General features: G+C 63.5%; 8 protein-coding genes. 4 read left to right on the forward strand and 4 right to left on the reverse strand.

Going from position 1 to position 15,552, the window contains the following annotated elements:
• Nucleotides 1-86: 86 nt before the first annotated feature.
• From HUK73_RS25410 to HUK73_RS25425, 4 genes are read left to right on the forward strand one after another with little or no spacing between them, the layout of a single operon-like run.
• Nucleotides 87-2,612: a cyclic nucleotide-binding domain-containing protein gene (locus HUK73_RS25410; RefSeq protein ID WP_369805615.1), complete on the forward strand. Its 2,526-nt coding sequence runs from the start codon at nucleotides 87-89 to the stop codon at nucleotides 2,610-2,612.
• Complete coding sequence (locus tag HUK73_RS25415; protein WP_176594505.1) at nucleotides 2,612-3,508, forward strand: hypothetical protein; 897 nt, start codon at nucleotides 2,612-2,614, stop codon at nucleotides 3,506-3,508. The genes HUK73_RS25410 and HUK73_RS25415 overlap by 1 nt, the downstream gene beginning before the upstream one ends.
• 8 nt (nucleotides 3,509-3,516) lie before the next feature.
• Nucleotides 3,517-5,337, forward strand: a complete 1,821-nt coding sequence (locus HUK73_RS25420) for a cytochrome c3 family protein (RefSeq protein ID WP_176594506.1) — start codon at nucleotides 3,517-3,519, stop codon at nucleotides 5,335-5,337.
• A 4-nt stretch (nucleotides 5,338-5,341) separates the two neighbouring features.
• On the forward strand, nucleotides 5,342-6,190 hold the full coding sequence (locus tag HUK73_RS25425; protein ID WP_176594507.1) for a metallophosphoesterase: 849 nt from the start codon (nucleotides 5,342-5,344) through the stop codon (nucleotides 6,188-6,190).
• Between the two features lie 107 nt (nucleotides 6,191-6,297).
• Here HUK73_RS25425 and HUK73_RS25430 read toward each other — a convergent pair whose 3' ends face one another.
• Genes HUK73_RS25430 through HUK73_RS25445 form a run of 4 tightly spaced genes read right to left on the reverse strand, consistent with a single transcriptional unit; the run spans nucleotide 6,298 to nucleotide 15,499 of the window.
• Nucleotides 6,298-10,317: an LVIVD repeat-containing protein gene (locus tag HUK73_RS25430; RefSeq protein ID WP_176594508.1), complete on the reverse strand. Its 4,020-nt coding sequence runs from the start codon at nucleotides 10,315-10,317 to the stop codon at nucleotides 6,298-6,300.
• The gene (locus HUK73_RS25435) at nucleotides 10,317-12,140 is read right to left on the reverse strand and encodes a hypothetical protein (RefSeq protein WP_176594509.1); all 1,824 of its coding nucleotides are present in this window, start codon (nucleotides 12,138-12,140) and stop codon (nucleotides 10,317-10,319) included. Before HUK73_RS25435 ends, HUK73_RS25430 begins: the two co-directional genes overlap by 1 nt.
• 3 nt (nucleotides 12,141-12,143) lie before the next feature.
• Nucleotides 12,144-14,111 carry a heme-binding protein gene (locus HUK73_RS25440; protein WP_176594510.1) on the reverse strand — a complete coding sequence of 656 codons (1,968 nt, stop codon included), beginning with the start codon at nucleotides 14,109-14,111 and terminating at the stop codon, nucleotides 12,144-12,146.
• Nucleotides 14,108-15,499 carry a multiheme c-type cytochrome gene (locus tag HUK73_RS25445; RefSeq protein WP_176594511.1) on the reverse strand — a complete coding sequence of 464 codons (1,392 nt, stop codon included), beginning with the start codon at nucleotides 15,497-15,499 and terminating at the stop codon, nucleotides 14,108-14,110. The genes HUK73_RS25440 and HUK73_RS25445 overlap by 4 nt, the downstream gene beginning before the upstream one ends.
• Between the last annotated feature and the right edge of the window lie 53 nt (nucleotides 15,500-15,552).

Here is a 15,552-nt window from a genome sequence, read left to right on the forward strand (position 1 = left end):
CTGCGGAAATGATAGAGTGCGGCCGGGGACAAGCATCCGGCCGGTCTAAGGCTCGGAGCAAAGGGCATTTTTAGGGGGTTGTTAGAGTGACTGAGCGCGTGCGTATCGCGATCGTCGGATCGGGGCCGGCGGGGCTGAGCGCGGCCGCGCGCGCCGCGCAATTGGGGCTTTCTCACCTGCTGATAGAGAAGACGGACCATCTGTCCGACACCATCTTCAAATATCAGAAGGGCAAGCATGTAATGGCGACGCCCAGCCAGCTCGTGCTGCGATCCGACTGCGATTTTGAGGCAGGGAAACGCGAATCGATTCTCGATCGCTGGAACGCGCAGGCTGCCGAACAGGGCGTGAACGTCGCCTATAATGCCGAGGTGAAGGCAATTACCGGCACTGGCGATCCCATCCCCGGCAGCATCCAGAAGATCGTCGAGCGCAAGCGGGATGGCAGCAGCGAGACGAAGGAAATCCAGCGCCTCGCTCCACCCTATCGCCTGAGTTTGACCGACGGGCGGGAAATTGTCGCCGACGCCGTCATCATGGCGATCGGCACGCAGGGCAATCCCAACCTGATGCGTGTGCCCGGCGCTGACCTGCCGCATGTCCAGTATCAGCTCGACGATCCCGCCGAATATAATGACGAGCATATCTTCATCGTAGGCACCGGCGATGCGGGCATCGAAAATGCGCTGGGCCTCGCTGTCGACGAGGCTCAGGGCAATGTCGTCACCATCCTCAACCGCTCGACCGAGTTCGCCAGTGCCAAGGCGGCGAACGTCAAGGCGCTGATGGCCGCGTCCGAAGCGGGCCGCCTCACCATTATGACCGAAGCGACCACGGCGAGGATCGAGCCGGGTTTCATCACGCTCGACAGCCGTGATGGCGAGGTGAAGCTGAAATGCGACCGGATCATCGCCCGCATGGGCTCCGCGCCGCCGCGCGCCTTCGTGGAAAGCTGCGGCATAGAGTTCACCAGCGCCGACCGGCTGGCTTTTCCGAAGCTGTCGCCGGTTTTCGAAAGCACGGCGCCCGGCATCTTCGTGATTGGTGCGCTGGCGGGCTATCCGCTGATCAAGCATTGCATGAATCAGGGCTATGACGTCGTTGAATATATCAACGGTAATCGCGACCTGAAGCCTGCCGACGAACCGATCCTCGCCGCCAAATTCGCCGCCTTGCCCGAGAAGAGAAGCGTCGCGGAATGGCTGGAGTTCCTCCGCTCCAACGTCTCGATCCTCGAAGGACTCTCCCCGCTCCAGATGCGTGAATTCATGCTCGACAGCGAAGTGCGGGCCTATCGCGCGGGCGAGGTGATCTTCGAGAAGTTCGACCCCGGTTCCTCGCTGTTCGGCGTGGCCAGGGGGCAGGCGCTGGTCGAGGTTGCGCCGGGCGTGGACGTGCCCATCGAACAAGGCTCGATCTTTGGAGAGGTCGGCCTGATTTCCGGCCGCCGTCGCGGCGCCACGGTGCGGGCAGGTGCGGAGTCGATCATGGTGGAGGTGTCGCGCACGGCGGCGCTCAAGCTCATGTCCTCCAACCCTCCCGCCAAGCGCGCCATCACGCGCATTTCAACCGAGCGTCAATTGCTCCAGATGTTCGGGGCAGGCCTGACCCCCGCCGACTTGACCGAAGTGCTGGACAGCGCCGAAATCCTGACGGTCAAGGCGGGCGAGGCGATCCTGACCGAAGGGGACCTTGGCAACGACATCTATGTCATCCGGGTCGGCTCCATGATCGTGGAGAAGAAGATCGGGGGGAAGAATGTCTTCCTCTCCTACCTCCCCGCCGGCAGCTATGTCGGCGAAATGGCGCTGATCGGGGGCGGTCCGCGCACCGCTACGGTCAAGGCGACGGTCAAGTCCGAGGTCATCAAATTGCAGGGCGACGCCTTCGCCCGGCTGATGGCCGCCAAGCCAGCCCTCCTCGAACGCGCCCGCCGCGACATGGCTTCGCGGCAGGACGTCAACGCCTTCATCGAAAGTCGCAAGGACAGTTTCTCCACCGTTGTCGACATGTATTCGGAAACGGCCAAATTCCTGGTCGACAACGGCATTGGCGAAGCGACCGATGTGCTGCTGATTGACGAGCATCTTTGCGTGGGCTGCGATAATTGCGAAAAGGCCTGCGCTGACAGCCATGACGGCCTCTCCCGCCTCGACCGGGAGGCGGGGCGCACCTATGCCCATCTGCATGTCCCCACCAGCTGCCGGCATTGTGAGCATCCGCACTGCATGGCCGACTGCCCACCCAACGCCATCCATCGCGGCCCCGACGGCGAAGTGTTCATCGATGAGACCTGCATCGGCTGCGGCAATTGCCAGCGCAACTGCCCCTATGGCGTGATTCGCATGGACAGCGTGCCGCCGAAAAAGCCGGGACTGCTCAGCTGGATGTTCTTCGGTACGGGACCGGGGCCGGGCGAACCTTCGAAGAAATGGCGCTACAAAAATGCCGAACCCGGCATGGAAAAGCCAAAAAAGGCGATCAAATGCGACATGTGTTCCGGCATTGAAGGCGGCCCCGCCTGCGTGCGTGCCTGCCCGACAGGCGCCGCTATCCGCGTCGCTCCCGAGGATTTTCTCACTGTCGCCCGCCTTGATCGGGAGGCGAATTGATGGCCACCAGAGCAGCCCCCACCCGCAACCGTCGCGCCAAGGGCCCCAACCGCCCCCAGGACGTGCTACATGACGGCTTTCTGCGCCATGCCGGTTTCCGCTGGCTGAAGATTGCCACGCTGATCTGCGTCCTGTCGATCGCCAGTTACATGCTGGTCGACGTCACGCCGCATCATAATGGCGGCAGCTGGTACGGCTATACCATGGGCACGATCGGCGTGCTGCTGATCCTGTGGCTGACTCTGCTGGGCTTACGCAAGCGGGCGATGACGCGCGGGCGATGGTCGCTGAAGGCCTGGACCTCCGCCCATGTCTATCTCGGTCTCAGCCTGATCGTGATCGCCACTCTGCACACCGGTTTCCAGTTGGGCTGGAATGTCCATACGCTGGCCTATGCGCTCATGATGCTGGTGATCCTGTCGGGCATGTTCGGCATCACGGTCTATGCGACGTTGCCCGCCGCGCTCAGCAACAATCGCGCGGAAATGACGCAGGTCCAGATGCTGGACGCCGTGCGCGCCATCGATCGCCAACTGCACGATGCCGCCCAGCCCCTGCCCCACGACAAGGCCTCTCTGGTCCGCCAGTCGCTGGAGCAGGACCCGTTCGGCGGCAGCCTGTTCAACCGCCTGTCCGGCCGCTATCCGCGCTGCGCCACGGCAAAGGCACAGGCCGCACTGCGCCACTGGACCGGGGATCAGCCCGACACCGGTAACGACCCACTGGAGCGGATCGATGCCCTGCTGGAACGCAAGCAGGCGATGCTTGCGCGGTTGCGACGGCACCTCCAACTCAAGGCGCTGTTGGAAATCTGGCTCTATGTCCATGTGCCCGCCACCTTTGCCCTGCTGGCGGCGCTCACCGCGCATATCGTCAGCGTCTTCTTCTACTGGTGAGCGCATCCATGAGCTTCCCAAAAACCTTTATCGTCCGTCAGATCAGCCTCACCGCCGATGGCCGCGAGATCGTCCGCGCCGCCAGCTTCGCCAAAACCCAGCTCTCGCTTGGCCGTGCGGCAGAAAATGACATCCACCTTCCCGACCTCGCGCTGGAACCGGACCATGCCCGGTTCGAACAGGTCGATGACCGCACGATACGCGTTCGCGCCACCGGCACGCTAGGCTTCGGCCTTGACGGCCGCACCGTCCTGCGCGCCGAGATCGACCCCGCCAAGGGCGCGGAACTGCGCTTCGGCGGCCATCGCGTCACCGTTTCGCCGGGCGAAGATGGCGCCACCATATTGTCGATCCGCCGCGTCGATGCCGTATCCGAGGCCTCAGAGGAAAAGGAAGAAACCAAGGTCTTCTCCCTGCGTGGCCTGTTGCCCGGCAAGCGGCTGACGGCATGGGGCATGGCGCTGGCGATCCTGATCGGCTTCCTCGCCATCCCGATCTGGAGCTATGCCAGCCGTCCGGCGAACGACACGCGCAACATTTACAAGATGGTGGGTGACAAGGCCTGGTCATCGGGTCCGCTCAGCCAGGCCCATCATGCGCTCGAAGGGCGCTGCGAAAGCTGCCATCAAAAGGCCTTCGTCTCGGTTCGCGATTCCGCCTGCCAGACCTGCCACAAGGACGTCCACGACCACGCGCCCGCCGCCCGCATTGCCATGGCGCGCGCCGAGCCGAGGCTGGGCGGCAAGTTCCTGGCCGGGGTAGCATCGGCATTTGGCAAGCCGCCTGAAGGCGCCTGTGTCGATTGTCACCGTGAACATGAAGGCGCCGGCCCGATGCAGCCCGCGCCACAAGCCTTTTGCACCGATTGCCACGGCACGCTGAAGGATCGGTTGAAGGACACGAAGCTCGGCAATGCCGGAGATTTCGGCACCAGCCATCCGCAATTCTCGGCTCTGGTCCAGACCCTGCCGGCCAAGCATCCCCGCTTCTCCCGCGCCTCGCTCGACCTGAAACCGACGGACGATAGCGGCCTCAAATTCCCGCACGACATCCATTTGTCCGCGACCGGAGGCGTCGCCAAGATGGCGCGGACGATGAAGGCGCAATATGGCTTTGGGGACGCGCTCGCCTGCAAGGATTGCCACAAGCCAACGGCCGACGGCGTGCGCTTCCTGCCGGTGACCATGGAGCGCGATTGCCAGATGTGCCACAGTCTGGCCTTCGAGACGATCGGCGGCACCGTCCGCACGCTGCGGCACGGCCAGCCGGATCAGGTGATTGCTGATCTGCGCGCTTATTTCCGTTCGACCGGGCCGGTGCAGCCGGTTGCGCTGGGCGGCATGGCGCGGCGGCGGCCCGGCGACTATGCGCAGGGGCAGATTTACCACGCCTATTTCGGCGCGGTGGCAACGCGTCCCTCCCGCGCCGACGACACCATTCGTTCGGTATTTTCCAAGGGCGGGGCCTGCTATGACTGCCACACGGTCACGCCCCCCGGCGCCAATGGCAATGCGAGCTGGCAAGTGCTCCCTGTGCATCAGCCGATGCGCTATATGATGAACGGCTGGTTCGATCACGCTGCGCACCGTACCGAAAAATGCGAAAGCTGCCATGCCGCGCCCAAGTCGCACGATGCGAAGCAATTGCTGCTGCCCGGCATTGACAGCTGCCGCACCTGCCATGGTGGAGAAAAATCAAGAGCAGATGTGCCTTCGGGCTGCGCGATGTGCCACAGCTATCATGTCGGCGATGGCGCTCCATGGATGCCCGTGGATCGTTCAGCCAGGAGAGATGAGCCAAACCGGCCGCGAAACATAGGGGGAGAGTGAGGCCATGTTGATCGCGCAGGTCACGGACATCCATCTGGGGTTTGAGCCCGATAACCCCGACGAATTCAACCGCAAGCGGTTGGACGAGGTGCTGCACGCCTTGAACCACGGCCCAAACCGGCCCGACCTGCTGCTGGCGACTGGCGATCTAACCGAACGGGGCGATGCGGACAGCTACCGGCGGCTGGCCGATGCCTTCAGCCAGTGCGAGTTTCCGGTCTGGCCTTGCATGGGCAATCATGACGACCGCGCCAATTTCGCCGCGCATTTCCCGCATATTCCGCAGGAGGAAGGCTTCGTTCAATATGTGATCCCGCTGGAAGGGCGACGGATCGTCGTGCTCGACACGTTGGAGCCGGATCGCCACGGCGGTGCCTTTTGCGAACGCCGCGCGGAATGGTTGACCGCCAGACTGGACGAAGACATCGCCACGCCGACATTGATCGTCATGCATCATCCCCCGGTCGAGGTTGGAATCGACTGGATGAACACCCATCCGCAAGAACCCTGGGTCCAACGCTTCGCGGCGGTCGTTGCGGGCCGGTCCAATGTCCAGGCGATCCTCTGCGGCCACATTCATCGCGCAATCGCCGCCCCGTGGAACGGCACGACCATCGCTATCTGTTCATCGACCGCGCCGCAACTCGCGCTCGACCTGCGGCCCATGGACCCGGAGACGCCCGACGACCGCCCGATGATCGTCGCGGACCTGCCCGCATTTGCGCTGCATCGCTGGACGGAACATGGCCTCATCTCCCATTTTGAGACGACCGGTGACCATGATGCGCTTGCGAGGTTCGATGCCAGCATGCAGCCTCTGGTGCGTGCACTGATCGGCGAACGACCGGCCTGAGACAGGATATCCAGGGTCCCATAACAGGTTGATCTTTTGACGTTCCTTGCAAGGACAGGACGTCTACCCCTGACCGCAAGTAGTCGTCGGCAGAATAGACCACTTTCTCATTCCCGGGCGAGAGGCACCTTCAATGGCGGCCGCCAGCCTCGCATATCCACCTCATCGTTGACCTTGTAGGGTATCCCCTTCGAGGTCAGGAACAGCCGCTCCATCTCGGGCCGGGTGAAGGGCCGCGAGCCGATCCGCCCGAACACCGCGATCTGCCCGCCGGTTTCGTCCACCGCCCGGTCACGGTCCAGCCCCTTGGACAGCGCCAGCGCCGGCGAAGGCGTGCGCGCCCAGGCGATCAGTTCAGGCTTGGGTGCAGGCGAGAAGCCGTAGAAATTGGGTTGGCTGGCAGGGCTGGTGAGCTGGATGACCTTCATCCCGTTCCGCCCGTCCGCGACATAGGCGAACAGCGACGCATTGGTCGTGCCGACGATCACATCCTCCACATCGGTCATCTGCCCGCCGAACGTCTCTTTGGCATAGACGGTCGGCCGCAGCGGATTGGTGATGTTGATGATCGCAAGCCCTTCGGCCTTGGCTGCGACATAGGCATAGGTACGCGCCAGATAGATACGCCGCGCATCGGCCAGCGGCACCGTCGCGGACGGTACCGCCACCGGATCGGTCAGCCGCGTCACATCGAACAGCTTCAGCCCCTCGGCATCCGTGACCCATAGATAACGGAACTGGATCGCACTCGCCCGCGCACCCTTGAGCGGACGGACGGCGGCGAGACGGGGGTGCAACGGATCGCTGAGATCAACGACCACCAACCCAGCATCGGCGGTGATATAGGCGATCTGCCCCGCCAACTGAATATGCCGCGCCCCATTCAGCACGCCATTGGGGTTCCAGGTCACGGCCCGCTTCAGGAAATTGTTGCGGAACTCGCCATCGGCCATGGTCTCGATATTGACCATGATCAGGCCCTCAACACTGTCCGTCACCGCCGCATAGCTGTAGATCGGCAGGAAGGCCTGCTCCTGGTTGATCTCGCGCAGTTCCTTGGTGTTGCGCAGCGGGTTGATCGGCTGATTGGTGGGCAGCGCCATGCAGGTCGCATTCTTCGACGGCACGCCCGTATTATGGCCAAGCTTGGAAAAAGGCCCGCTCAATATCGGCTCGGAAAAGCCCTTGTTGGCGATGGAGGCCACGTCATAGACGCGGAACCCGCCCTTTCCTTCGGCCACATACATATATTCGCCGCGCAGTTGCAGGCAGCCGACCCGATCCGCCGTGCCCTTCACGACGTTGCGGAACTCTTCGACCGGATGGGTTTCGCCCGAAGCCTTTTTGTCGAAGGTCTTGCCGCGCACCCAGTCCTTCAGTTCGCGCTTGTTCTGCTCGACATGCAGCTTCCAATAGTCGGGATAGGCATATTTCTGGAGATAGCTGCCGATCACTGCTTGCGGCTCATCCCATTCGGTGACGCGGATCGCCTCGAACCCGCCTTCCAGACCAGTCCAGGCATTCAGGCCGACGAAGTTCACGAAATTGGTGCCGAGCAACAGCAACTGCGACATCACCGCATTATTGTCGTCCTTGGCCGACAGATGGCAGTCCGAACAGGTCTTGGTCTCGGTTCTGCGCACCGTATGCGGGAAATGCGGCGCGAAAGCCTGCGACGAAAAGCCGATGCCAGATACCGGCGGCTGCTGGATATAGATACGCTCGCGGTTGATGTTGGTCGAAGATAAGACCAGCGCCGATGTCGACCTGACCGGGGCGGTTTCATTGCCCTTGGTCGTCATATGCTTGCCGAGTTGGAACATTTCATCGCGCGCCACCTGCGGGTTATAGGTCGCGAAGTTGCGCGTCTCCTCGCCATCGAAATGGTGCAGCGTCGTCTTCCAGTTCGCCTCGATCGGCAGGTGGCAACCGCCGCAACTGGTCGTCCAGCTCAGATGGCAGGTGAAGCAGGCCATAGTGTCGTCACCATGCGCGCGATCTTCCTTCGCGACGCCCGGTCCAAAGGCAAAGCTGCCATCCTCTGCGCCCGAACGGCTCATCAGCTTGGCGCGGGCTGCCTTCGCATTGAAGTGTGGATTGGCCGGATCGACCGAATCCTTCACCAGCGACACTTCCCATTCCAGATTGGGATCGACGATCGAGCGCTGGATCAGTCTGCGTCGTCCGCTGGCGTCAAAGAACCACTCAAAGCGCCGTTTGCCGTCCGGGTTGCGCAACAGGGCAAGGTTCGTGCCCTTGGGCGGCGCCGCTGGCCCAGAGGTCAACAGCGTCGGATAGGCATCTGCCGTGCCGTGGCAATCCTTGCAGCCGATCTCGATCGCGTTCGCCACCTCGCCATAGATGAAGCCATTGCCATGGCTGTCCTGCGCGAAATGGCAGTCGGCGCATTGCAGGCCCTTTTCCGCATGAATGTCCATCAGATGGACCGCCTTGCCGGGATTGGTGCCGACGGGGACGAACTTGCCCTCCCCCTTCCTGCGCCATTTTTCCGGATCGTCGGGCGAGACGACCTTGCCGTCCGCGTCGAGCAGATTGCCCTCGCGGTCCCGCTTGAACACGCCGCGGAAGTTCCAGCCATGGCCGTGATAGTCGGCGAACTGCGTATCCTTGGCCTTGTCGTTCAGGTCATAGACGTTGCGCAAAAACTCCAAGTCCGACCATTTGCCGCGCGGTCCGGCCCCTTCGGGATTGCGCTCCAGCGTCTGGTGAACTTCGGCAGCGGTGGGATATTTTTGGCGATCCGGCCACATCAGCGGCGCGTCGGACTCATAGTCCCACATGGTGTAGCCCAGATAGCTGTTCAGGAAGATATTGGGCTGATGCATGTGGCAGTTCATGCACTGGGCGGTCGGGATCGCGCGGGTGAATGTGTGACGGATCGGGTGTCCGCTTTCCTTGACCCCCGCGGCCGGATGGCCGCTTCCCTCAACTACCCCGACAGGGTGATCCGGCTCGACCACCTCGCCATGCGGGCCTTTGAGGCCGCCATGGCTCAGCTTGGCCGCGATCGTGGGATCGACCGTGGCGGTCTGCCCGTCGCGGCCATATTGCGCATAGATCAGGCTGTGGCGCGGTTCGCGGTCATTAGCATAGACGACATGGCAGCCCGAACAGCCCGAATGGCGATAGTCGCCCGGCTGGTCGTTCGTCCCCATGAACCACATATAGGGGTCATTGAGGCGGGTCTTGTGCAGGTTCAGCACCGGGATTGCCACGCGCAGGCCGGTGCCGGGACCACGGCTCGACTGCTTGAGATCGGGGCGACCCGGCTCCTCCAGCCGCTGGATCGAGCCGGTCGGGTTGGGCAGGCCGATTTCAGGGAATTGCGTGCCGATATTGCGCCCGCCGCGCTCGAATACGCGGAAGACGTCGCCGGGCGGCGTCACCTGCCAGGTCGGCAGCGGATAAAGCTCGGCCAGCGCGCCCCGCGCCTTTTGTTCGCCGGTCAGCGTGCCGGGCGGGCTGCCCGGCGAGACGATCTTCGCGGGCTTGCCATCCTTGGTATAGGCCTCGCCAAAAATGTAATTTTTATAGGGGACGATGCCATTATTATAGGCCGCTCCGCCCCACAGCATCGCGCCCGAAGCCATGAGCGAACGCTCGGCCGCCTCTATGACCTGCATATGGCAGGACCCGCAGGCGTCCCGCGCCACGCGATAGTCGCTGGGGTTGACGAAGCGCACAAACTCGGGCGCTTCCCGGTTGAGCAGCGTATAAGTCCGCTGCGGATTGGCGGAGGATGGATAATGCCAGCTTTCGGGATAGCGCGGCAGCACATGCGCCTTCTCCCGCGCGGCGACATAGGCGGGGTCTTCAAAGCCCAGCGCCGGATCACCCCGCACCGCCGCATTGCCGCCATGGCAGTCGGTGCAGCCCAGCATCACCGCCGGGGTCGCATGCATGGACGGTTCGTCGGTCTTGGTGTGGCAGCTATAGCAGCCGTCCGATTTGGCCGCGACTTGGGTTGCGGTCTGGCTCATCGGCGCGGGCGGCGCAGGCGTATAGATGCGCGCCACCGGCTTTTCCGCATCGGAGGCGTGGAGGATGACGACCGGCACCGTCAATGCGGCGAGGATCAGCAGCAGGAAGGCAAAAAGCGGACGCATCAGTAGCTCAGGATCAGATTGGCGAGCACCGAATAATAATTTCGGTTGCCTTCGCTATTGGTGAAGAGATCGCGGAAGCCCGCGCCCGGCAGCAGCGTCGCGCCTGACAGGCGGAAGACGATATTCTGCGTCGCCTTGGGTCGCCAGATCGCAGCGGTCGACAGGTCCCAGCCTATCGACTTGGGGATGCTGCCTTCATTGCGCAGCGCCTGAAGCGTGGCCGTGTTCTGGAACCAGAGATGGTTGGCATTGGCCGACAGGCGCAATTGCGGCATCAGATCAAAATCCGCACCCGCTCCCAGCAGCATCGTGCCGGGATTGTTGAAGTTCGACTGCCCCTGTTCCTTCGAGGACCGGAGCGAATTCAAAATGCCATTGCGCCCGTTGATACTGATGACGCGACCGCCCCCGGCAAAGGGAATGGATTGCCTGATCCAATAGCTGGTGTCGGCGCCTGCGAAGACCGGATTTTCGAAAATCGCATCGAAGCCGGTTTCGCGATTATCATAAGGATTGCCATCGCCGCTGGCATAAAGGCCCGACAGGCGGAAACGCATCCAGTCCTTGTCATAGCTGGCCTCCGCCGCCGCGAAAAAGGCGCGGATCTGCGCGGGTTTCGAGGTGAAGAAGCTGTTCCGGTCTTCCCCCAGCGCGCCATAGAGCGATGCCGTCAGGTTCATCCGCCCAATCCGCCCATCGGCATTATAGCCAAGATAGACGACATCATATTCCCGCCCCCGCAAATCCCCGATCAGCGCCGGACGCACCGGGAAGCCATTGTCGTCAATCTCGACGTCATGCTTCTCGCGGTTCATATTGTAGACGGCAGTGACCTGGCTGGTGAGGCCTGGGATCAGGAAATCCTGCCGGTAGAGATTGGCGACGAACACCCAGTCATTGCGCGGCGAGTGCACGACTGAATTGAGGCCGCTATTGGTGTCCTTCTCCAACCGCCAGAAGGCCGCCAGGTTGAACTGAAAGCGGTTATTGTCCCGATTGCCGAACAGCCGGATACCAAGCTGCTGGTCATTGAACAGGAAACCGCGAAAATCTGATTGGAAGGGCTGGATACCGACACGCAGCGACCGAAAATCATAGCGATCCGACGTGTTCGCAAGATGATAGTCGACAAAGGCTTCCTGCACGCCCAGAAAATGATCGGTGCGGTGCGAAGGCTTGGAGGGCTCGACGAACAGCACGCGCCGTTCGGGCACATTCACATGATTGACGTTGAGCGCCAGCGTCAGTCGATATTCGATCTCTGGCGGCTTGAAGGCGGTCGCGCCCTTGATCAGCGCCACGCCGCCGATGAAGGTCTGGCTCAGCACATAGCTGGCATCCTTGCCGAACACATCGATACTACCGGGCCGCTCGGTCGTCTGGACGCCGACCGGGATCGGGAAGGTGCGCGGTTCGAGCACCGTGTCGCTCACCGCATTGGCGACGAAGAACCAGTCGTCGCCCTTGATCGGCAGCCATTTCACCTTTTCACGGTCGATCGGCCGGTCGCCCTTCAGCGTGTTCTGACCATAAGGATCGAACCAGCGCTCCTTCACCACGCCGAGGCTTTCGATCAGCCGCCAGCGATCCGGGATCGGCACCTGATCGGTCGGGAAAGCCTCGGGCGGCGGCGCGCGGACGGCGCCCTTATTGTCCTGCGTAACAGCTTCGGGCAGCGGCGCTTCATAGCCGGGGCGGCGTCGGCCCTCGATGGATTGCTGGTCGGCGTCCAATATCTCCTGCCAGTTTCGCGGCGGAGGCGGAGGCACCGGTTCCCCCGGCTGGGCGAGCGCGAAGAGCGGCAGAAGCGAGACCAGACCCATCCCCTAAAGCCCCGCGCAGACATTTTGCGATGAACTGTCGAGGAAGGGCGCAAAGGGACAGCTCACATAACGTAGCCTTACCGTCGCATTACCGAGGTCAACGACAATCTGGTCCGACCGGATCGCAGCCGGCGCATTGCCGATCCCGCCCACCCGCGTCCCGGCATTGTTGAGGCCAAGGAAGCCGATCATATCGTCCTGATCGATGCCGTCGCCGGATACACCGATAGCGCCCACCAGCACGTTGCCGCGATAGATCGGCACCGATCCGGGAAAGATCTGGATGCCGTTCTGCACCCGGTTCTGCCCCGAAACCATGGGCACGGCGGAGCAGCGCTGTGGCGTATCGCTCGCACTGGTGCCGGTCACATAGGCCAGATGAGCGGCAAGGTCGCCCACCACCAGCGCCGATTGTAGTCCGGTCGAGAAAGGATTGAACTGCGCAATCGGCCGCGAGAACGGCCCGTTGGGACGCCCGACTTCACCGTCCGGGAAATAGGGCCGCGACAGATTACCATTGGCGCGGTCGGTGAAGGCATATTTGCCCGTCAACGCCGAAGGATCGTTCAGAAACGTTCGCGCCTTGCCGACAAAGGCAGCCACGTCGGCGCTTGAACTCGCCAGCAGGTCCGATCCGGCATGGGAACCGGAGAAAAAGGCCGCCGTCCGCGCCTTCTGCAAGCTGACGTCCGTGCCAAAGATCGGCGCGTCGGGCGAACGGACAATGCCCAGCGCCTGCCCCCGCGTGTCGACCAGACTGATCGTCACCTGCGCCCGGCTGTCGAGCGGCTGGCGGATTTGCGCCCGTGCCCGGCTCATGATGGTGAAGGCTTCTTCGAGGATCGCGGACGCTTCCGTCGCCGTCAGCGGCTGCGCCACATCCCCCGCATCGGTCCCGGCGCGGATCGGGAAGCGATCATTACCCGACCCATCGGTCAGGACGAAGGCATCGGTCTTGGAGAATTCACCGGCCCGCGCCGGACGCACACCGGATGCTTCCGTGCCATAGGCAATGCCCGCAAGGATCATCGGCGCAGGATCGCCATAATAGCCGCGCACGGCGACCAAACTCCCCGCGCTGCCGTTGATTGCGGCAAAGCTGACCGAACCCGTCGCCAGCAATCCGCTATAGGCCGCATCGGAATAGCGCAGCAAAGTGCCGTCCACCGGGATGCGGTCGGCGCGAATGCTTTCGGGCGCCTCGAAACCCAGCGTCCCGGCGAGCGCAATATATTCCTCGGGATCATTGTCATCGTCGAGGACATTGGAATCGGAGCCATAGACCCCGTCCGCCATCACGCCGATGCCGCCGACCACCACGCCATTTTTGTACAGCGGAAAGCCGCCCGGATCGGCCGCCAGCCCCAGCGGAGAGCGCTTCGGTCCGATCATCGCTTGCGAGCCGGATGAAACGAAGCGCACGCTCAGGTCCGAACAGGGGAGCTGGCTGAACTGCACGCCGAACAGCGGCCCGCTCTCCAGCCCTGCGGTGGTCGGCGCGGGCGGGAAATGCTGCTGGACGATCATGCTCGCCGTGCGCGTCGAAAAGGCGTTGCCCCCGCTCGACAGATAGGCGCCGGTGATCGCCTTGGCGATGGCGCCCGCTTCCGCCGGGACAGCCAGATTCTGCGCGTCGATATTGTCGCCATTGGGCGCCGCGCTGGTGGTCGCGTTCGCCCGCGCGCCGGTCATGCGGAACACCGCCAGCACATTGCCGACCCGGTCGGTGACGGCGATGACGGCGGGCAGACTCCGCTTCTGCGCCTCCGCCACGGCATGCGCCACCACCGTTTCGACGTCCGCGACCGTGAGCGATTCCTGCGCGGGCACGGTATAAAGGCTGGTCGGCGTGGGTGTTGGTGTCGGGCTGGGCGTCGGCGTGCCGCTGCCGCTCCCTCCCCCGCCACAGGAGGACAGGATCAGCGCCGCGCTCGCCGCCAGCGCGCTCAGCCGGTGATGCCGCCCCTTCATTGCAGCGCCCCGATGCTGCGCGCCGCGCTGCCCAGAGCGGAGCGGAAGTCGCCGGGCCGATAGCTGTTCGGCTCCTTTACCGCCGCATAGGCGCGATTGACATCGGCGCGGATACCTGCGGCTGCGCCCACGGTCACGCGACCGGACTTCACCAGGTTGTTGAGCAGCGTGTCGACCGCCATCACCGCCTGCACCGACCCTTCATAATCAGTGAAGCGCGGCGCGATCGCGCTGCCCGCAATCTCTCGCACGATGGCAAAAGCCATGTCGCCCTGCATCCCGCCCGCCGCAAAGCCATCGGCCAAGGCGCGGGCACTTTGCGCGAGCTTGCTCGCCGCCGCGACCGCCGAAGGCCGATCCCGAGCAATCGCCGCATGGAAAGCCCGGCTGTCGGCATCGAACCGTCCCGCCAGCCCCGGCGCAGCCACGCGTGCCGCCGCCGACAGCATGATCATATTCTCATCATTGAAAGGCGGCATGCCCGTCGGGATCGGCCGCCCAGGATTGGCTTCCCATGTCTTGCTGCGCTCCGCCTGATCATAGATGCGGCGATGGCAGCTCTGGCAGTCGAAGAAATAGAATTCGGGGAAAGCCCCCTCCGCACCCTTGCCCCCTGCATAGAGAGTCAGCGCCCGCTCGACCGCCATCGCCTGCCCGACGGCCCAGAGCTTCAGGCTGTCGGTCCGCCCCTTGCGCGCGGCATAATCGGCATCCTCGTCATGATGCGCCTGCATCGAAGAGAAGAGGTCCAGTTCAAAGGAAATGCGCGGATGCCCCGCCGCCATGATCCGGTGGGTGACGAATTGCCCGTCCCGCGCGCTGCCGAAATGGCAGTCGAGACAGACCGATGCCCGGATTTGCGGTCGGTCCAGCGGCGTCATCCCCGCCGTGACATTGGCGGCATGGCTGGCGCCCACGGCATAGTGTGAGGCAATCCAGCCACTCGCTGCACCGTGGCAGCTCTCACAACCGACACCGTCCTGCGGCAGAAAACGGGCGCCGCGGGCCGTCGCCGGGGTAGAATGGCACCCAAGGCAAGCCGGCGCCGAAGTCGGATCGCCCAGCCCCAGCGTCGCCGCAATTTGCCGCCCGCGCGTGCCACCCAGCACGGCAAAGGCCCGGCTATGCGCGCCGCCCGGTGTCGACGGCTCCTGCCAGCGCATCAGCTCATCCTGGCGAACGACCTTGCCATCGCCCTCCATACGGCCATGACAGGTAGACCCGGCGCAGGACGCGACGCCGACATAGACGCGGCCTGCCGACGCCGCATCAGCAGCGTTCGACCCGCCGCCCGGCAAGCCGCACAGCAACAGCACCGCCAGCAGCAGGACGCCCAACGCCATGCCACCCACGGACCTGCCGATCATCTTGCCGTTACCGCCCCCCATCTGTCACGCCCCCGTGCCGGTTGATTCGGATGCCTTCATTCCCCTGACATCCC

It is taken from the genome of Sphingobium sp. EM0848 (assembly GCF_013375555.1).
Lineage (GTDB): Bacteria > Pseudomonadota > Alphaproteobacteria > Sphingomonadales > Sphingomonadaceae > Sphingobium.